Annotated in this window: 3 protein-coding genes; 1 reads left to right on the top strand and 2 read right to left on the bottom strand. The window is 47.2% G+C overall.

Annotation, left to right across the window (positions count from 1 at the left end; translation table 11 throughout):
• Together AB4589_RS01645 and AB4589_RS01640 are read right to left on the bottom strand one after the other, a co-directional pair.
• Nucleotides 1-1,350 (bottom strand): HlyD family type I secretion periplasmic adaptor subunit, encoded by a 1,350-nt coding sequence (locus tag AB4589_RS01645; RefSeq protein ID WP_009844977.1) that lies wholly within the window; start codon nt 1,348-1,350, stop codon nt 1-3.
• 3 nt (nt 1,351-1,353) lie between these two features.
• A complete protein-coding gene (locus tag AB4589_RS01640; RefSeq protein ID WP_017102613.1) occupies nt 1,354-1,716 on the bottom strand; it encodes a hypothetical protein in 363 nt (120 codons plus the stop codon).
• Between the two features lie 187 nt (nt 1,717-1,903).
• Between AB4589_RS01640 and AB4589_RS01635 the strand changes: the two genes are divergently transcribed.
• Entirely contained in the window at nt 1,904-22,276 is a 20,373-nt protein-coding gene (locus AB4589_RS01635; protein ID WP_372099141.1) for a tandem-95 repeat protein, read from the top strand.
• Nucleotides 22,277-22,304: the final 28 nt, after the last annotated feature.

The raw sequence follows: 22,304 nt of genomic DNA, 5'->3' as shown, positions 1-22,304 counted from the left end.
TTACCTCTCATCGAATGCATCTTCGATGGCTGACATCACAGGTTTTGCAGCGTATTCGATCACGCGACGCGAGCCTGTTTTTACGTCGGCGGTAAATTCCATATAAGGTGATAATTTGTATTGAGTGCCTCCTCGTTCAAGAAAGTTTCGATCAATCTCAATCTCTGCCAAATAGAATTCGGCATCTTCTTCTTCGTATGATGAACGGCTAATTGAGGCGATGGTTCCCTCAACAAATCCATATTTTGCGAAGTTATAAGTATCCATTTTTACTTTTACCGCCTGGCCAATTTCAACAAACCCCATGTCTTTACGCGGAATTTTCGCTTCACCGTGTAGGGAGTTATTGATTGGAGCAATATCAGCGATACTCTCGCCGGGTGGTATTACCGCAGAACGGAAGTTGAAGTGTAATTTGTCGACCACACCATCCACTGGTGAGTAGACTATGAGTCGGTCTACCTTATCGGAGTGCTGTGGTTGTAAGATCCGTTTTAGTTTGAGGTCTTTATTGGCCTGGATGATTTGTGCTTGGTACTCAGAGTTTCGGTTCTCAACCAAGTCTCGATGTTGTTTCTCGAGTTTGTCGAGCTGGAAACGTTCATTCATGACGGACTCATCAAGGTTTTCAATCTCACGAACCATATTGGATTCTTGTACTTTCATATTTAGAACGTCGACATATGACGCCATCTCTTCTTTATAAAGCGTGTTTTTGATGTTGAGTTGTTTGCGAATGAGTGAGAGTTGGTTCTCTGAGCTTTTGCGACGCTTTAGCATTGATCCAATTAGAGAGTTTTTGTGTTTAATATCGTGAGTGATCAGCTCTTCGTTAGAGCGGTTCTTCGAGAACTCTTGCTGCCACGTATTCATGTTGACTTGAACTTGTTCTGGGTACTTTTCGATGTAAGAAGCAAAGTTTGGTTCGACCATGTCACGCAAGCTTTCATAACGGATTTTATCGAGTTCCAGCTGAATGATTTCGGTGTTCACTGTATCGAGTTGGGTGTTACGGTCGAGTGAGCGGATTCGAGCAATAGGTTGGCCTTCATACACAACTTCCCCTTTTCTCACTAACAGCTCTTCTAAAATACCGCCTTCTAGATGTTGAACTTTCTCAACATCAGACTCTAGTAACAGCTCGCCACGCACAGAAACGACAATGTCGATGCGTGCTTGTGACGCTACGGCGATAGCCACCAAAGCAAGTAGAAAAATGATGAGTAACGTCTTGTGAACGCTAGTCATCGCACTTGCAAGCACGATGGTGTCATCTGCTGTGACCTTGGAAGCCTCGTTGTTAGAAACAAGCGCTTTTCTTAGGTGATGCTCTATTTGGTTATTGCTCATGACCTACCTCGATGACTCGTCATCTACAACTTCCTTAATATCCAACAAGTGATGGATTTGTCTATTGACGTTTTGTAGTTCAGTTTTTACATCCTCTAAAAGCGCTTCCGGCGCAGGGAATTCGTGTTTACTCAAATGTTCCAACTTGGCCATTTTGGGCGGCAGGTCTTGGTCGCATAACAAAGTTAAGATGGTTTTCAATTTTTTAGAGTAGTTGTTGAGTTCATCAAAACGATTACCTTTATGAAGCATCTCTATGTTCATCGGTGCGTCCGAAAAGTCCTTATAAAAGTCGCCTAGCAGCAATTGCAGCCCTTTGTGGTTGTTGTCGATTGAACGCAATAAATTCGTCATGTCTATCATCATTCCACTGCCTTAATTGCTTTAATCACAATAACTAAGGATCTTTAAAGGCAGTTTTCAAATTTTTTTTTACTTCTTTATGCATAAAAAGAAAAATATGAAAAAAGTTGTATAAAAACTTGGTTTTTCAAAATGGTGTCCTTTAATGCCTCTAAATACGATCAGTTAGCTAGTAGCAACGGAGGCTGTAATGGCAGGCGAAAATAACCAAAACAACCAAAATGAAGATCTCAATGACGCGGTAGAACAGACGGACACGAACGACGCGGGTACGCCCTCCCAACAGCAGAATCAACAAAATCAACAGAACACGATTGCGTCGACGGTAGCGACGGGTGCTGAAAATACCGACGCGGCAGACGAAGTGAACCAAGCGTTGGAAGACAATCCAAGTGGTGCTGGTAATTCAGAAGAAGCAGCAGCTTCTGGTGCGGCTGTTCAAGAAGAGACGCCAGAAAGCGATGGAGATTCAGATGCAGCTCAATCTAATGTAGTCGGTGGTGCGGCTTCGGAAGCTGGCTCGGATAATGCTGCTGGCAGTGGTGGCGGAGCAGGTGCTGGCGCTCAAGCCGTAGGTGGCGATAACGCAGAGGCTGCGACAGGTGGAGCCGACGCTGAGGGTAATGAAGAACAAGGCCAAGCAGCACGTACATCTGCAGCGCCGAGTGCTACATCTTCTGAATCTGATGGCCAACAAGTCGATGATGACCTCGATTCACAGACAGTCGAAGAGACATTTGCCGTTGATGTTCAAGCTTCAGATGAAGAGACCATCAGTGAAGTAGAAGATGACTTTGATTCTGAGACAACAAGTGAAACGTTCAAAATCAAAGTGGAAAGTGAAAATGATGCTCCAGAGGCTGAACAAGATCTGGCTTACATCATGGATGAAGATGGCTCCATAACATTTACTCAAGAACAATTACTCGAATACGCAAGTGATGTTGATGGTGATGAGCTTGTTGCTTCAAATGTTCAAGTCGGCGCAGATGCAACGGTTCAAGATAATGGTGACGGTACATTCACAGTTGTACCTTCCGCTGACTTTAATGGCGAGCTAGACCTTACTTTTGATATCAGTGACGGCCAAGAAACCATAAGTAGTGCAATTGATTTAACGGTTCGTCCTATTAATGACGCACCTGTACCAGAAGATAAAACGTTTGAAATAGAAGAGGACGGCACACTTATCTTCACTGACGCTGACCTATTAACAGGCGCGACAGACATTGAAGGCGATAACCTGACTGTTGAAGGTGTGACCTACGACGGTGGCGACGGTATCCTGACCGACAACGGTAATGGTACTTACACATTCGCTCCAAACGAAAACTTCAATGGTGACGTAAACTTCGGTTTTGATGTGTCAGATGGCACCGATACGGTCTCTGCAAACATCGATGTGAGCATAACTGCCGTTGATGATGCACCTGTGTCTGGTGACCTAGCGTACTCAATCGATGAAGACGGTTCTATCCGTTTAAGCCAAGAGCAATTGCTATCACAAGCTTCTGACGTAGAGGGCGATGACCTTACGGCTAGCGGCCTAACGGTTGGTGGTGATGCAACAGTTGTAGCTAACGATGACGGCAGCTTCACGATTACGCCAGATGAGAACTTCAATGGCGACATTGATATCAGTTTTGATATCTCTGATGGCACCAATACCGTTCAAGCTTCCGCAGACCTAACTGTTAACCCAGTTAATGATCTGCCAGTGCCTCAAGATCAACAGTTCAGTATTGCAGAAGACGGTACTTTACTGTTCACAGACGCGGATCTGCTTACAGGTGCGACAGACGTTGAAGGTGATAACCTGACGGTTGAAGGTATCAGTTATGAAGGTACTGATGGCGTACTGACTGACCTGGGTGGGGGCTCATACAGCTTTGCGCCAAATGAAAACTTCAATGGCGACGTAAACTTTAGTTTCGATGTTTCAGACGGCACCGATACGGTGTCTGCAAACATTGATATTAGCGTGACTCCAGAGAACGATCCGCCAGTTGCTGGCTCTACGTCTTACACAGTTAATGAAGACAATTCGATTACCATTTCTGATGCACAACTATTGGCAACATCTTCAGACATCGAAGGTGATGTATCGATAGACAGCGTGACTTACTCGGGTAGTGATGGTGTCCTTGAAATCAACGGTAACGGTAATTACACCTTCTCGCCAAACGAGAACTTCAATGGTGAAATTGCCCTAGATGTAGTGGTTGCCGATGAAGAAGGTGCAACCGATGCGACAACTGCGGGTATCACCGTACTTGAAGTGAATGATCCGCCAGTCGCAGGCCCAACGTCTTACACCATTGATGAAGACTCAGTACTGACCTTCAGTGAGTCACAAATGCTACTGAATGCTTCTGATTTAGAAGGGGATGTTGAGCTTGTCGGCATTAGCTACGACGGCCCTGATGGCATCTTCTCAGTCAATGGAGATGGGACTTGTAGCTTTGCACCGAATGAGAACTTTAATGGCCAAGTTCAACTTGACGTGACTATTCGTGATGAAGACGGCGCAGAAGTTGATACGGTCATCAACGTGGATGTTCTGCCAATTAATGATGCACCAGTCTCGGGTGATTTGGCTTACAACGTTAACGAAGACGGTTCAATCACATTGAGCCAAGATCAGTTGTTGTCTCAAGCGTCCGATGTTGAAGGTGAAGACCTAACCGCGAGCGACCTAACGGTTGATGGAAACGCAACGGTAACCGCTAATGATGATGGTAGCTTCACCATTGTTCCTGATGCGAACTTCAATGGTGACGTTGATATCCAATTCAACATCACGGATGGTACTGACACGGTTCAAGCAACCGCCGATCTTACTGTTAATCCAATCAATGATCTGCCAGTTCCTCAAGATCAACAGTTCAGTGTAGAAGAAGACGGTACGCTCCAATTCACTGACGCTGACCTGCTTACTGGTGCCACCGATATCGATGGCGATGACCTCACCGTAGAAGGCATCAGCTACACAGGCGGTGACGGTGTATTAACAGACCATGGTGATGGTACTTATACCTTTGCACCAAACGAAAACTTCAATGGTGATGTCAACTTCAGTTTCGATGTGTCTGATGGCACAGAAACGGTTAGTGCAAATATTGATGTGAGCGTGACACCTGAGAACGATCCGCCAGTTGCTGGCTCTACCTCGTACATGGTCAATGAAGACAACGCTATCACAATTTCTGATGAGCAATTGTTAGCAAACTCTTCTGACGTTGAAGGTGCGGTATCGGTTGATAGCGTGACCTACAGTGGTACGGATGGTGTGTTCCAAGATAATGGTGACGGCAGTTATACCTTCCTTCCTAATGAAAACTTCAGTGGCGATATCAGCCTTGACGTTATTATTGCAGATGAAGACGGTTCGATTGATGAAACCACCGCGGGCATTGCCGTTCTAGAAGTGAATGATCCACCGATCGCAGGTCCAACGTCATACACCATTGATGAAGATTCCGTTCTTACATTCAGCGAATCTCAGATTCTAGTGAATGCCTCTGATGTTGAAGGTGATGTAGAACTAGTCGGTATCAATTACGATGGGGAAGACGGTATCTTCACTGTAAATGGTGATGGTACATGCAGCTTTGCACCCAATGAAAACTTTAATGGTCAGGTTCAACTGGGTGTGACCATTAAAGATGAAGATGGCGCAACGGTTGAAACACACATTAACGTTGATGTATTGCCAATCAATGATGCGCCAGTATCGGGTGATTTGGCTTACACCATCAATGAAGATAGCTCCATCACACTAAGCCAAGAGCAGTTACTGGCGCGAGCTGGTGATATTGATAGCGAAAACCTAGAAGCTATTAACCTTTCGACCGATGAAAACGCGACCATCCAACAAAACGAGGATGGTAGCTACACCATTACACCAGACGCTGATTACAACGGCGACCTAGACTTGAGCTTCGATATCATCGATAACGATGGTGGTGAGGTTCAAGTTGGTCTTGATATCACAGTGAACCCGTTGAATGACTTGCCACAAGCGCAAGATCAACAGTTCACGATTGAAGAAGACGGTACGTTACTATTTACCGATGCTGACCTACTTGCAGGTGCGTCAGATATTGATGGTGATGAGCTATCGATTGAAAACGTGCTCTACACGGGCGCTGATGGTGTTCTTAGTGATAATGGTGACGGCACTTACAGCTTTGCACCAAACGAGAACTTCAATGGTGATGTTCAATTCTCATTTGATGTTTCTGATGGCACGGGTTCAACAGCCGCCCATATTGATGTAAGTGTAACGCCGGAGAACGATCCTCCTGTAGCGGGCTCGACAGCTTATACAGTTCAGGAAGATGGCCAAATCACGATCAGTGATGAGCAATTATTAGCGAACTCTTCAGATGTAGAGGGTGATGTTGCTCTATCGAGCGTTACTTACGCTGGTGACGACGGCTCGTTCGTTGATAACGGTAATGGCACATACACCTTCACACCAAATGAAAACTTCGACGGAGACATCTCACTAGATGTTGTCGTCGTTGACGAAGACGGTGCAACGGCGACAACGACAGCGGGCATTGATGTCATTGCTGTCAATGACGGCCCTGAAACGTCCGGTATTGAAGCAGAAGTCGACGAAGATAATTCAATCACTATTACTCAAGAGCAGCTGCTTGCAAATGCTACTGACGTTGAGGGTGATGAGTTAACGGCGTCTAACCTGCAAACCAACGACCCTGACGCGACAATTGTTGCTAATGACGATGGTTCATTCACCATCACGCACACAGAAAACTTCAATGGCGAGTTGGACTTCACATACAGCATCAATGATGGTGACAATGAAGTTCTGACCACTCTCGATCTAACGGTTAATCCAGTTAATGATGCGCCAGAAGCGGGCGAAGAGATCTTCATCCAAGCGCAAGAAGATCAAACGGTTGGTGTGACGCTTCGTGAAGAACCTGCACTACGTTTAGACCAAGCGCCAGAAAACGGCATCATTGAAGCGAATGTTAATGATGAGTGGGTGGTGCTGGAAGTAGGGCAAGAAGTACCGGCTGATACAGAAGTACGCTTTGTTCCAAGTGAGGGGGCTCTTGCTGAAGGCACACATACTACGCAAATTGGTACCTTCGACGATAACGCTAGCGTAGACGATTGGGGTACAGAAGTTGACCCTTACACTCGTGAGTTCTCGGATGGTGATTTAACGGTTACGGTTCAAAGTAACGATGATCCGCTTGGTGCTTGGAATGGTAACACCCACATAGGTCACGGCCTTGGTGATACCGATCGCCAAGGGTTGAGTGGTGATGAAAAACTGACTATTTCAGTTGAAGGTCAAGACATCAATGAAATCAGTTTCCACCTAGATGGTTTAGGTGGTTGGTTCATGGAAGAATCGCGTCACTTTACGGAAGTAGAAATCAAAGCGTTCAATGAGGACGGTGACCTAATTGACTCGATGACTTACCACAAAGAAGACCGTGGTACTTTCGAGACAGACTACACGTTAACGGTTGACCAACCAGTGTCTTACTTTGAACTCGGTACAGTTCAAGGGAATGGTACTTATGTTGTTCAAAATATGACCGTGTCACAAACTTGTCATGATGAAGCGGTGTTTACATCGATTGGTGTGGATGGCTCAGAGATTACTGAAACGGTTGAGTTGAATATCCATGCGGGTGACAACGAAATCGAACTAACGGCTGATCTTCCGAATATTACTGTCGATACCGATGGTTCTGCCCAGTTTGCTTCGGTTGTGATTACCGAAGAGCAACTACTGGCGCAAGCATCTGATATTGATGGCGACGACCTTGATATTGAAAACCTAGAGCTGGTGGGTGAAAACTCAGAGCATGCAACACTCACCGATAATGGTGATGGCACTTGGACGGTAACACCGGATGAAAACTTCCATGGTGAAATCGAACTTGGTTACCAAGTTACCGATGGTGAGTTGACAGACAGCAATATCATCAACATCAACTTCGAATCAGTAAATGATGCGCCAATCGTTTCTGGTCCAATGGTTTTATCGACAGACGAAGACCAAGGTATTACGTTCAGTGCTGATGATTTACTGGCGAACACCACAGATGTAGAGGGTGATGCGCTGTCTATTTCTGACATCACTTACGGTGGTGATGACGGTGATTTAGTCGACAATGGTGATGGTACATTTACCTTCATGCCGAATGAAAACTTCAATGGTGAAATCGACATTGATTACAAGGTATTCGATGGTACCGATGAAGTTGCAACCCATCTAGATCTGACCGTTGTACCTGTTAATGATGTGCCGGTTCCGGGCGAGCCATTGCACACCCAAATGCTTGAGAACGGCTCTATGATCATCGAAGCGAAAGACCTATTGTCTGGCGCGACCGATGTTGATGGCGATATCCTGCATGTTGAGAATCTACTGCTTGTTGACCAATCACAAGGTACATTAACAGACAATGGAGACAATACTTTCACATTCGAACCTGCAGAGGACTTCTACGGTGAAGTGAATCTGACCTTCGATATCAGTGACGGTCAAGCCAGTGCACCAAGTACCGCTAGAGTCGACGTTGAAATTGTCAACGAAGGCCCTGAAGTTAGCGGCCCAATTGAAGCCGCTGTTGATGAAGATGGTTCAATCACTATCACTCAAGAGGATCTGTTAGCGAATGCAACGGATGTCGATGGCGATAACCTTGAAGCGGTTAACTTTGCGACCAACGATCCAAATGCGGTTGTTGTAGAAAACCCAGACGGTAGCTTCACGATTACACCAAGTGCTGATTTCTTTGGTGAAATTGAATTTACTTACGATGTAACAGATGCGATTGAGACAGTCGCTGCTGACCTCAATCTAACCGTAAACCCAATCAATGATGCACCAGACGTTCCAGACATGTCTTTCACTACGGAAGACGGTCAAGCGATCACCATTACAGAAGCTGAACTATTAGCACAAGCGACCGATGTTGAAGGTGATGAGCTTTCTGTACTGAACGTGACAAGTGCGAATGATACGGTAGACGTGACAGACAATGGTGATGGCACATACACATTAACGCCAGAGCAGGGCTTCTTCGGCAATGTTGACTTAACGTTTGATGTGAGTGACGGCACCGACGTGGTGGCTGCAAACATCGACCTAAAAGTTGAGTTCGTTAATGATGCGCCAGAAGCAACGCCGATGGTTGCGGATGTCGACGAAGACGGTTCAATTCTCGTAACACAAGCGATGTTGCTGGAGAACGCGAGTGACCAAGATGGTGATGAACTGTTTGCTAGCGCGCTAGAAACCAACGATCCGAATGCAAGTATCGTAGACAATGGCGATGGTACTTACACAGTAACACCTTCGGAAAATTTCAATGGTGATATCGCATTCACCTATGAAGTGAGTGATGGTGAGCTAAGTACCGCCAATGACATGACATTGACCGTGAATCCGGTGAATGACATTCCAATTGTTGCCCCAGGCATGTACCACATCGAAGAGGATGGCAGCATCCTGTTCACTCAAGAAGATCTATTGAGCGGTGCGATTGATATTGATGGCGATGACCTTAGCGTTACCAGCATCAATTACTCTGGTGATGAAGGCACGGTAACCGATAACGGTGATGGCACGTTTAGCTTCGTTCCTGAAGAACACTTTAGTAGTGACCTGCAGTTCAGCTTTACGGTTACCGACGGCACTGAGGAGGTAGAACAAGACCTTAGCGTTCATATTGAAGCGGTCGCGGATGCACCGGATCTTGTGATAACCGATGGCGACGGCGTTAACGTTGATGATGAAGCAATTCTGGTTGAGCCAGGCGGCATTGTTGAACTGAACATTGCAGCGGCGCTTGTCGATCAAGACTTGTCTGAAACACTTACCGTAACGGTTGATGGTGTGCCAGAAGGTTCGGTTATTCAATATGATAACGAAGGCGTTCTGAATGACCAAGAGAACGGCATCACCAGTTACAACGACACTGAAATTACAGTAACGTTTGAAGGTGAAACGGCAGGTTACCAAAACGCAGCGGGTTACTACAAAGTCGATGAAGACGGTAATATCACGGGTGTTGAAGTTGTTTACGAAAACGCGTCACAATTTGGCGGCGGCGGTGACCTTGTTCCAGGACAAGACCAGTTCAGCTTCCAAGTTGAAGAAGGTGAAAGTTTCAATCTGTTCTTGATTCCAAACGGACATCAGCACAATGACTTTGACGCGATGCAAGACGGTCAGTACGAGTTCCGTGCTGAGGATGGTTCACCTGCGAAAATGGATACGGTTGATCCTCAACTTGTATTTGTTGCTGCCGATGGCACTGAAACTGTAGTTCAAGGGCAGAATGGTGATGCGATCTTCCATGGTGGTTCAAGCTCTCAGCTAAACCAAGATGGTATCGAACATACTCGCACGACGGTTAATGAAGACGGCGAGCTGGTTTACGGCTTTGAAGATTTGTATGGCGGCGGTGATGCTGACTACACAGATTTCAACTTCACAATCGATGTGGGTGAAGTGAACAGCCAAATCTACAGCGGTGAAGTGACCGTTGGCCCTGATGGTACGGTGAACTTACCGACAACGGCTATCGAAAATGCGCTACAGATCCAGTTACCAGAAGACTTCAATGAGCAGCTTGAAGTTCATGTAACTGCAACCGCAACAGAGTTATCGAATGATGATTCTGAAACGGTCTCTCAAACCATCTACATTAACGCGACAGGCGCGCACATTGAGCACGCACCTGAAGCGCTGCCTGTTGCAGCAACAGTAGAAGAAGATGGTTCTATCACCATTACGCAAGAAGACTTGTTAGCTAATGCTCGTGATCTCGATGGCGACCAGCTGACGGCTCTGAATTTAGCAACCGATGATGAGAGCGTAACTATCACCGATAACGGTGATGGTACGTACACATTAACGCCAGATGCTGACTTCAATGGCGATGTTAACTTTACGTTTGATGTGTCTGATGGTGATGATGTTGTCTCTACCAACCTAGAGCTAACGGTTTCACCTGTGAACGATGGTCCAGAAGCACAAGACCAGACATTCACAGTCGGCGAAGATGGCGTGTTAACTTTCAATGACCAAGACCTATTAACAGGTGCTACGGACATTGAGGGAGACGACCTAAGTGTTGAAGGTGTAACGTACACTGGAACAGACGGTGTCCTAACTGATAATGGTGATGGTACATACAGCTTCGCACCAAATGAAAACTTCAATGGCGATGTGAACTTCTCGTTCAATGTATCAGATGGTACCGATACGGTAACCGCTAACATTGATGTGAGCGTGACGCCAGAGAATGACCCTCCGGTTGCGGGTAGTACGTCTTACACGGTTCATGAAGACAACTCTATTACAATCAGTAACGAACAATTGCTAGCGAACTCTTCGGATATCGAAGGCGAAGTCGCAATTGATAACGTGACTTACAGTGGTAGCGACGGTGTTCTGGAAATCAACGGTGACGGTACATATACCTTCTCTCCAAACGAGAACTTTAATGGCGAAGTTAGCCTAGATGTTGTCGTTACGGATGAAGATGGCGCGACTGAAGCAACAACGGCGGGTATTACTGTCCTTGAGGTGAACGATCCGCCAGTTGCTGGCCCAACGTCATACACCATCGATGAAGATTCAGTACTGACTTTCAATGAGTCTCAAGTTCTGCTGAACGCCTCTGATATTGAAGGTGATGTTGAGCTTGTTGAGATCAACTACGATGGCCCAGACGGTATCTTCTCAATCAATGGTGACGGCACATGTAGCTTTGCACCGAATGAAAATTTCAACGGCCAAGTGCAGTTGGATGTGACCATTCAAGATGAAGACGGCGCTCAAGTTGATACTCATATTACGGTTGATGTCCTACCAATCAACGACGTACCAGTATCAGGAGACTTGGCATACAGCGTAGAGGAAGACGGTTCGATTACCTTGAGCCAAGAGCAACTTCTTTCTCAAGCTAGCGATGTAGACGGAGACGACCTTACTGCTTCTAACTTAGTGGTTGATGGAGACGCGACAGTTGTTGCTAACGATGATGGTAGCTTTACCATTACGCCAGATGCGAACTTCAATGGCGACATTGACCTAACGTTCGACATTAGCGACGGTACCGATACGCTGGTTGCGACGGCTGACCTCACCGTTAATCCAGTTAATGACCTTCCACAACCACAAGATCAAACGTTCAGCATTGGCGAAGACGGCATCTTGAGCTTCACAGATGAAGACTTGCTAACAGGTGCTACCGATATCGATGGGGATGACCTATCGGTTGAAGGCGTGACTTACACAGGTGCCGACGGTGTTCTTACTGACAATGGCGACGGAAGCTACAGCTTTGCGCCAAACGAGAACTTCAATGGTGATGTGAACTTCAGTTTTGATGTGTCAGATGGCACGGATACCGTTCAGGCCAACATTGATGTCAGCGTGACGCCAGAGAATGATCCTCCAGTGGCGGGCAGCACGTCTTACACCGTTCATGAAGACAACTCCATTACCATCAGTAACGAACAATTGCTAGCGAACTCTTCAGATATTGAAGGGGAAGTGGCGATTGATAGTGTTACCTATAGTGGCAGTGACGGTGTTCTAGAAATCAACGGTGACGGCACATATACCTTCTCTCCAAACGAGAACTTCAATGGTGAAGTTAGCCTAGATGTTGTTGTTACCGATGAAGAAGGAGCAACAGAAGCGACCACAGCAGGAATCACCGTACTTGAGGTGAACGATCCGCCAATCGCAGGTTCAACCAGCTACTCAGTGAACGAAGACGAAGTTATCACCATCAGTTCAGAGCAACTGTTGGCGAACTCTTCTGATATCGAAGGTGAAGTGGCGATTGATAGCGTTAACTACACAGGCGCTGACGGCATATTTACTGACAATGGCGATGGAACATTCACCTTCGCACCAAACGCAAACTTCGACGGTGACGTAAGTCTAGACGTAGTAGTGACCGATGAAGATGGTGCAACTGTAGCGACCAACGCAAGCATTGATGTTCTGCCTGTGAACGATGCTCCGGTATCGGGCGACTTGGCGTACAGCGTGGACGAAGATGGTTCAATTACGTTGAGCCAAGAGCAATTACTTGCTCAAGCGAGCGATGTTGACGGCGATGACTTAACAGCGGCTAACCTAACCGTTGGTGGCGATGCGACCGTCACTGCAAACGATGACGGTAGCTTTACTATCACACCAGATGCGAACTTCAATGGCGACATTGATTTGAACTTCGACATTACCGATGGTGATGCGACGCTTCAAGCAACGGCTGATCTTACCGTTAACCCTGTCAATGACTTGCCAACTGTCGGGGAGCCACAGTTTGTGACTCAAGAAGACACGAGCTTTACCTTCACAGAAGAGCAACTGCTGCAAAATGCAGGTGATATCGATGGCGACAACTTATCGGTTGAAAATGTCGCTTCTGACAGTGGTTCACTGGTTGATAACGGCGACGGTACTTACACATTTGCTCCGAATGAAAACTTCGATGGTAATGTGAATGTGACCTTCGATGTGAATGACGGCACAGCGATAGTACCAGCAGAAGCGATGATTGATGTTCAATCTGTGGTTGATATGCCAGAGCTGTCGATTGCGTCTGACTTGGTGATTGCTTCAGACAACTTCGAGTCTGGCTCGAACGGCTGGAATACAGGCACTGAAAGCTCACAAGGCTTCGAATCAGGAGACATGCTAGGTCGTATTGGTGGCACTGGTGGCGATGAAGCAGTCAGCAAAACTTACGACATTCCAAGTGATGTGAGCGAAGTTAATATTTCGTTTAGCTTCTATGAAATTGATTCTTGGGATGGTGAGTCATTCCAAATCTTTGTCGGCGGCGAAGAGCTTACTTCGTTAGACAACTCGGCGTTCCAAACTCAAGATGGCACGACAACGTTGTACGATTCAGCTGGCAATGAAGTGGGTGAAGTCGTTCATGGCGTATCACAAGGTGAAGGCTTCAGTGGTTGGAACGACCAAGCACACCAAATCAACCTAACGGTACCCGTTGAAGACGGCCAACTTGAGTTAGGCTTCGGTTCAACCCTGAATCAAAGCGTCAATGACGAGTCGTTTGGTATCGACAACATCGAAATCACAGTGTCTGACGCGGAATACCAAATCATTGGTACCGAAGATACACCTGTACCACTCGATATTGATGCCGCTCTAACCGATACCGATGGCTCAGAAAATCTTGCTATCTTGATTGAAGACGTGCCAGAAGGCAGCTCGCTTTCTGCAGGTACCGATAACGGTGATGGTACATGGTCATTGCAACCAAGCGAGCTTGCAGGGCTAGAGTTTATCCCTTCAGGCGATTTCAATGGCGATGTGGTTCTAACCGTTAATGCGACATCAACGGATGTTGATACAGGCACCACCGCAACGGCAACGCAAGATGTGACGATTCATATCTCGCCAGCGAATGATGCTCCAGAAGTTGATGGTGACATCAGTGCCGTTACGGCCGAAGATAACAGCATCACGCTAACTCAAGAGCAGTTGCTAGAGCACGCTGTCGATATTGATGGTGATGACCTATCAGCAATCAACCTAACCACTAATGACGAAAATGCGACCGTTGAAATGAACGACGATGGCAGCTTCACCATTACTCCGAGTGAAAACTTCAACGGTAATATCGAATTTAGTTACGATGTCACCGATGGGGAAGAGATGGTCGCTGCTGGCCTAGACTTGACGGTAACACCAGTCAATGACTCGCCAGAGCCACAAGACCAAGCATTCGCTATTGGTGAAGATGGGGTTCTTAACTTCACTGATGCTGACCTGTTAACAGGTGCAACGGATGTTGAAGGTGATGACCTGACGGTAGAAGGTGTGACATACACGGGTGCCGACGGTGTTCTTACTGACAATGGCGATGGAAGCTACAGTTTTGCGCCAAACGAGAACTTCAATGGTGATGTGAACTTCAGCTTTGATGTGTCAGATGGCACAAATACGGTTCAAGCCAACATTGATGTGAGTGTGACACCAGAGAACGATCCACCAGTGGCGGGCAGTACGTCTTACACTGTGCATGAAGACAACTCAATCACGATCAGTAACGAACAGCTATTAGCCAACTCTTCAGACATTGAAGGTGAGGTTGCGATTGATAGCGTGACTTACACTGGCAGTGACGGTGTGTTCGAAGACAACGGTGACGGCACCTACACCTTCTCACCAAACGAGAACTTCAATGGTGATGTGAGCTTAGCGGTTGTTGTTACCGATGAAGAAGGAACAACAGAAGCGACCACAGCAGGAATCACCGTGCTTGAGGTGAACGATCCGCCAATCGCAGGGTCTACCAGCTACTCAGTGAACGAAGATGAAGTTATCACCATCAGTGCAGAGCAACTGTTGGCGAACTCTTCTGATATTGAAGGTGAAGTGGCGATTGATAGCGTGAACTACACAGGCGCTGACGGTATCTTTACTGATAATGGCGATGGAACATTCAGCTTTGCACCGAACGCAAACTTCGACGGCGATGTTAGCCTCGATGTCGTGGTGACTGATGAAGACGGTGCGACAGTAGCCACCAGCGCAAGTATTGATGTTCTTCCAATTAACGATCCACCAGTATCGGGTGACTTGGCATACAGCATTGATGAAGATGGTTCGATTACTCTGACTCAAGAGCAATTGCTATCTCAAGCCTCGGATGTGGATGGTGATGATCTGACCGCAAGCAACTTAAGCGCAGGTGATAATGCAACCGTTGTTGATAATGGCGATGGCACCTTTACAGTAACGCCAGATGCGAACTTCAATGGCGATATCGACCTAAGCTTTGATATTTCGGACGGTACCGAGTCGATTGTGGCGAACGCCGATCTGACGGTAAACCCAGTCAACGACTTGCCAACGACATCTGATGTTTATGCGAACGTTGATGAAGATAATGTCATCACTATCACGCAGGAGCAGTTACTTGCGAATGCCGCTGATATTGAGGGTGATGACCTTGTCGCTTCCGACTTAACCTTGGTCGGTGACGATGCAACGATTGTCGATAACGGCGATGGCACGTTCTCAATCACTCCAAGCGAGAACTTCAATGGCTACATCGATGTTGCCTACAGCATCAACGATGGCGACACACCAATTGCCGCTAACTTAGGCTTAACCGTTGACCCAGTTAACGACGCGCCAATTGTTTCTGCCGATGTGGCGATAACCATTGAAGAAGATGGTTCGTACACCATTACTCAAGAAGAGCTCCTACAATTCGCGACTGACATCGAAGACGATGACATGACCGCAATTATCGGAGAGCAGGGCGATGAAACGACCGTTACCGGTACTGTGTTGGATGCTGAAACTGGTAATCCAATCGCAGGTGCGGATGTTACGCTAACCGACAACGCAGGTCATTCTTACACGGCGGAGACGGATCAATCCGGTAACTACTCTGTGAGCGGTCCTGTTGTTGACCAAGGTACCGTCACTATTGAACAAGAAGGCTCTATTACTAGCAGCTTCCTAGTTCCAGCAGGCGAAGATACCAATGGTGGCGTAACCGCAATATCGGAAGTACTTGAAGAAACAGATATGCGTATCGTGGTCACATGGGGCGACAGTCCACGTGATATGGACAACCACCTATGGCTCTACGATACAGAGAATGGCAGTGAGCTAGACCATATTTACTATCGCGACATGAGCCATGATTTGGGTGAAGGTAACGTTGTTCAACAAGATGCAGATGACACAAATGGTGGCGGCCCTGAAACCATCACCATTCCAAACTACCAAGATGCTGACATGCACTATTCAGTACACAACTACACCAACAGAAGTTGGGATGTAGATGGTGTTGAAGATGTACAAGTTCAGGTATTTGTTGGCGATACATTGGTTGAAACCTTTAGCCCTGATTTATCTGAAAGCCCATCGGGTGACCACTGGCATGTATTCGATATCGTGAACGGCGTTATTGTTCCAAGCCAAGATGTAGGCACTCAAAATGCATTCGACTTGCCAACGGCAGAAGAAGCGCTCGCGAATGAAAACGCCATTGATATCTCTGAATTGCTAACCGGCGATGAAGGTGATGACTCTGGTGATACGGGTGGAAACGAACCAAGTGTTGGAGATGTTTCCATTGAGAACGCTCTTATCACTGACAATGGTGACGGTACTTACACCATTACACCGGAAGAGAACTTCAACGGTGAATTCTCGATTAGCTACAACGTAGACGATGGTAACGGTGGGGTTACTCCAGCGGAACTAGACGTGACAGTAACAGCAGTGAACGACCTGTCTGTAATCTACGACCACGACTACACCATTAATGAAGATGGCTCGCTAACCTTTACCGATGAACAGCTATTGGCTGGTGCAACGGATATTGACGGCGATGACCTTTCTGTCGAGTCGGTTAGCTACGAAGGCACAGACGGTGTGTTCACGGATAATGGCGACGGTACATACACCTTTGCGCCAAACGAGAACTTCAATGGCAATGTCGACCTAACTTACGATGTGAGTGATGGTACTGATGTTGTATCGGCGAATATTGATGTTCAAGTTGTGCCAATCAATGACTTGCCGGTAGCGGGTTCTACAACTTACAGCGTTGAAGAAGACGGCAGTATCACCCTAAGCGATGCACAGCTTCTAGCGAATAGCTCGGATGTTGAAGGGGAAGTGTTTGTCAGCGATGTAAGCTACAGCGGCACTGATGGTGTATTCACTGATAATGGTGATGGTACTTACACCTTTGCTCCAAACGAAAACTTTAACGGTGACATCAGTCTTGATGTCTCTGTTATGGATGAAGATGGCGCAACCGCTGAAACAACCGCTGGTATCGACGTCATTGCTGTTAATGACTTGCCAGTTGCAGGTTCAACGACCTACGGCGTTGACGAAGATAACGTGATTACCATCTCTGAAGCGCAGCTTCTTGCGAACAGCTCAGATATTGAAGGTGACGTATCCGTTAGCGACGTTTCCTACTCAGGCGCAGACGGTATCTTCACTGACAATGGCGATGGTACTTACAGCTTCGCACCAAATGAAAACTTCAACGGCAATGTCAGCCTAGATGTCACCGTTGCAGATGAAGACGGTGCAACCGCTCAAACGACTGCGGGTATTGATGTTATCGCGGTCAACGATGCACCAGTATCGGGTGACTTGGCTTACTCAGTGGATGAAGATGGTTCAATCACGCTAAGCCAAGAGCAACTGCTTGCTCAAGCATCGGATGTGGACGGTGATGATCTTACCGCTGCCAACCTAACCGCGGGTGATAACGCTACAGTTACGGCAAACGATGATGGTTCATTTACCATTACCCCAGATGCTGACTTCAATGGCGATATTGACCTAAGCTTCGACCTTTCTGATGGTACTGAAACGGTTGTTGCAACGGCCGACCTTACTGTGAATCCAGTGAATGACATCGCAGTTGTAGAAAATGTCGCTTACACCATTGAAGAAGACGGTTCGCTTACCTTTACTGATGAGCAACTGCTAGCGGGTGCTTCTGATATTGATGGTGATGAGCTTTCAGTTGCCGATGTGTCTTACACTGGCGCAGAGGGTGTGTTCACCGACAATGGCGATGGCACTTACACCTTTGCACCGAACGAGAACTTCAATGGTGACGTAAGTCTGGACTTCTCAGTATCTGACGGTACAGAGACGGTTGATGCAAATATCGACGTAACTGTAACAGACGTTAACGATGCACCAGTGGCAGGCGCAACGTCTTACCAAATGAACGAAGATGGCACCATCACATTGAGCCCTGAGCAGTTGATTGCTAATAGCTCCGATGTGGACGGTGAAGTGTCGCTTGATAGCGTGAGCTACTCAGGTGCAGACGGTATCTTGGTTCAAAATGAAGATGGTTCGGTAACGTTCGCACCAAACGAAAACTTTAACGGCGACATCAACCTTGATGTGACGGTTATTGATGACGACGGTGCAACGGCTCAGACTACCGCTGGTATTGAAGTTATTGCAGTTAACGACGCACCAGTGGCCGGAAACGTCGCTTACTCGGTTGATGAAGACGGTTCAATTACGCTATCTCAAGAGCAGCTGCTGGCTAACGCATCTGATGTTGATGGTGATGCACTAACCGCAAGCAACCTATCTGCAGGTGACAATGCGACTGTAACAGCGAACGAAGATGGTTCATTTACTATCACTCCGGATGCTGATTTCAACGGTGACATTGATTTGAGCTTCGATGTGTCAGATGGCCTTGAAACTGTTCAAGCTGGCGTCGACCTAACGGTTAACCCAGTCAATGACCTACCAACAGCAGAAGACCAAAACTTTACTGTTGAGGAAGATGGAACGCTAATCTTCACGGATGCAGACCTATTAGCAGGTGCTGCAGACATTGACGGCGATGACTTGTCTATCGTTGACGTGTCTTACACGGGTGCAGAAGGTGTGTTCACGGATAACGGTGATGGCACTTATAGTTTTGCTCCGAACGAGAACTTCAATGGCGATGTCAACCTAGGCTTCACAGTGACTGATGGCACTGAGACAGTCGATGCCAATATTGGTGTGACGGTAACGGATGTTAACGATGCACCAGTAGCGGGTTCTACGTCTTATCAAATGAACGAAGATGGCACCATTACAATCAGCCCTGAGCAGTTAATTGCTAATAGCTCGGACGTTGATGGTGAAGTGTCGCTTGAAAGCGTGACTTACTCAGGCTCTGACGGCACCTTGGTTCAAAACGATAATGGTTCTGTGACCTTCACGCCAAGTGAGAACTTTAACGGTGATATCAGCCTAGATGTGGTTGTAACCGACGATGACGGTGCGACTGCTACAACAACGGCAGGCATCGAAGTTCTAGCCGTGAACGATGAGCCTGAATCCGAGGATGTGAAACTTACGACAGCCGAAGACAGCACCATTCTTATCACACAAGACATGTTATTGGCTCAGGCGACGGATATTGATAACACCGTAGATGAGCTGTCAGCTTCTGGTCTACAAATCGACCCTAGCTTGGGTGAGTTGCTAGACAACGAAGATGGTACTTGGTCATTTACACCAAACGAAAACTTCAATGGCGATGTGCCAATGACGTTTAACGTTAGCGATGGCCAAGAGACAATCTCAGTCGACGGTAACATCGATGTCACGCCAGTGAACGATGCACCTGAAGCGCCAATGATTGAGATGCAAGGCGAAGAAGATGTGGTCATGGTGATTGACCCAGCTTACATCGCGGATCAAGTCACAGACCTTGATGGCGACGAGATCAGCATCGAGAGCATCACAGTTCGAGCTCCAGCGAATGCGACCTTAACGCAGCAACCAGACGGCATGTATCACTTAGTGACTACTCAAGACTTTAATGGCTTAGTAGAACTCGGTTATCAAGCAACTGACGGGGAAGAAGTGGTTGATGGCTCGTTGAATGTGGATATCATTCCTGTTAACGACGCACCGTTTAACGTCGGTAACGCGATGATGACCACAGACGAAGATGGCGCGTTCACCTTCGATGCTGGCGACTTGATGAACTTGTTCGGTGACATTGATACGGCGGACCTTGTTGTTTCTCGCATTATTACCGCAGATGGTGAAGATGGTGGTGAAGTAACGGACAACGGTGATGGAACTTGGACATTCACACCAACGGGCGACTTTGCGGGTGTTTCTGACCTACAAGTGGTCGTGAGTGACGGTGAGTTTGAAACGGTTCTCGATGTTCCGGTGTACGTCCGTCCTGTCGCAGATGGCGCAGTTATTTCAACTGACCATGACGGTCCATTAGTGTTCGGTGAAGATGAAACCGGTCACTTAGGACTGAATGTTGGACTAGTCGATGATTCAGAAACGCTAAGTAACCTAGTGATGACAGGTTTCCCTGTTGGATTCGAGGTAACCGATGGTGTGAATACCGTGATGATCACTGAGCCGGGTCAATACATCGACCTGTTCGACTGGGATATCTCAAACATTCAAATGACGCCGCCTGAAGACTTCCATGGTGAGTTCTTCGTAACCGTAAGTGCAACAACGGTTGATTACGGAGATGAGCCAGAAGCGTTTGAAGATGGCATCGATTCAGGTGACTTCGAGACCGTGGCGGGTGATTCCATCATCCTAACCGCTGATGATCTAATCGGATTGGCTGAGAATGTCGATGCAGACAGCGACGATGAAGTGAAACTGGTTCATCTAGCAGACCGCAGCCAAGGTGAGATTGTCGATAATGGCGATGGCACTTGGACGTTCACACCTGCACCAGGCTTTACTGGCGAAGCAGACATTGCTTACGTGGTTGATAAAGATGGCGTGCTTCACGATGAGCAAACTGGCGTGGTCGTGAAAGAGGGCGATTCACAAGAGAATGCAGCACCAGAAGTTAACAGCATCACAACGACGGAAATCGCAGCCGATGCAACCTTGTCGTTTACTGATGAAGACATGTTAGCGAACCTGACCGATGCAGAGGGCGATAGCTTGAGCATTGAGTCAGTGAGCTTGATGGAAGGTCAAGGCGTAATTGAGAGCGATAACCAAGGTAACTATCAATTCACACCTGCTGAAGACTACACCGGCGATGTTCAAGTTGGGTTTATTGCGACTGATGGCGAAAGTCGCATCGAAAGCTTCTTCAATGTGGATATTCAAGGTGGCGATGAAGCAGCGGCGAGTGAAGGTTATGTCTTAGCGGATGATGGTTCACTAACTATCACCGAGTCACAGCTGGTGGATGAGTTAGGCGTGAGTGATTCTGCACAAGTTGTTGATGTTGCAGACGCGAACGATGCAGGCTTCTTTGCTGAATCTGGCGAAGGTGAGTGGACTTACTGGCCAAACGAAGACTTTGACGGCAACTTAGCGATGAATGTCGACGTTAACGATGGTGGTGAGGTGTCGAGCCATAGCTTAAGTATCCAAGTAGCCGATGACTCAGCACAGAGTGATGAACCACAAGCACAAGCCGCTCAAGCAACGGAAGAGCAGCAAGTGGAAGTCGCACTACAAGCTGATGACCAAGCTCAGGATGCTGAAACCGAAGACAGCGTGGCTGATGTAACGGCGGCTCCGGGCGATACTATCTCTATCTCGATTCCAGATGAGGTGAGTGGTAACGAATCGGTTGATTATGCTGAAATGTCGGGCTTACCTGAGGGATCTACTGTGAGTAACGCATTGGATAACGGTGATGGTAGTTTCACAATCAGCGGCAACTTAGAGCAGTCTGTATCGGTTGAACTTCCTGAGGGTTACGAAGGTACTAGCGAGATCCAATTCCAAGGTTATGACGAATTGGGTAGCTCAATAGACGGTGCAAGCGGCTCTGTGGACGTTGAAGTCGATGATCAATACACCATGCAAGGTTCTACTCAAGAGCAGCAACCAGACATGGCGGGTATGGAATCCGGCGGTAGCGATTGGACAAGTTCTGGTGGTCAAGATCAAGGTGTTGACTTCACGGACGACTCTGGAAGCTTCGATTCAGATTCTCAAACTGGAACCGATCAAGGCAACGACTTCGACCAAAGCTCGATTTAATCGAGAGGGCTTGGTTTTAGTCTGAACC

It is taken from the genome of Vibrio sp. 10N.222.49.A3 (assembly GCF_041475145.1).
GTDB classification, from domain to species: Bacteria; Pseudomonadota; Gammaproteobacteria; order Enterobacterales; family Vibrionaceae; genus Vibrio; species Vibrio tasmaniensis_A.
This window is presented reverse-complemented; position numbering and strand designations above follow the sequence as displayed.

Coding starts and splice junctions, on each gene's coding strand:
- AB4589_RS01640 (WP_017102613.1), bottom strand. CDS start 1,716: ATGATGATAGACATGACGAATTTATTGCGTTCAATCGACAACAACCAC.
- AB4589_RS01635 (WP_372099141.1), top strand. CDS start 1,904: ATGGCAGGCGAAAATAACCAAAACAACCAAAATGAAGATCTCAATGAC.
- AB4589_RS01645 (WP_009844977.1), bottom strand. CDS start 1,350: ATGAGCAATAACCAAATAGAGCATCACCTAAGAAAAGCGCTTGTTTCT.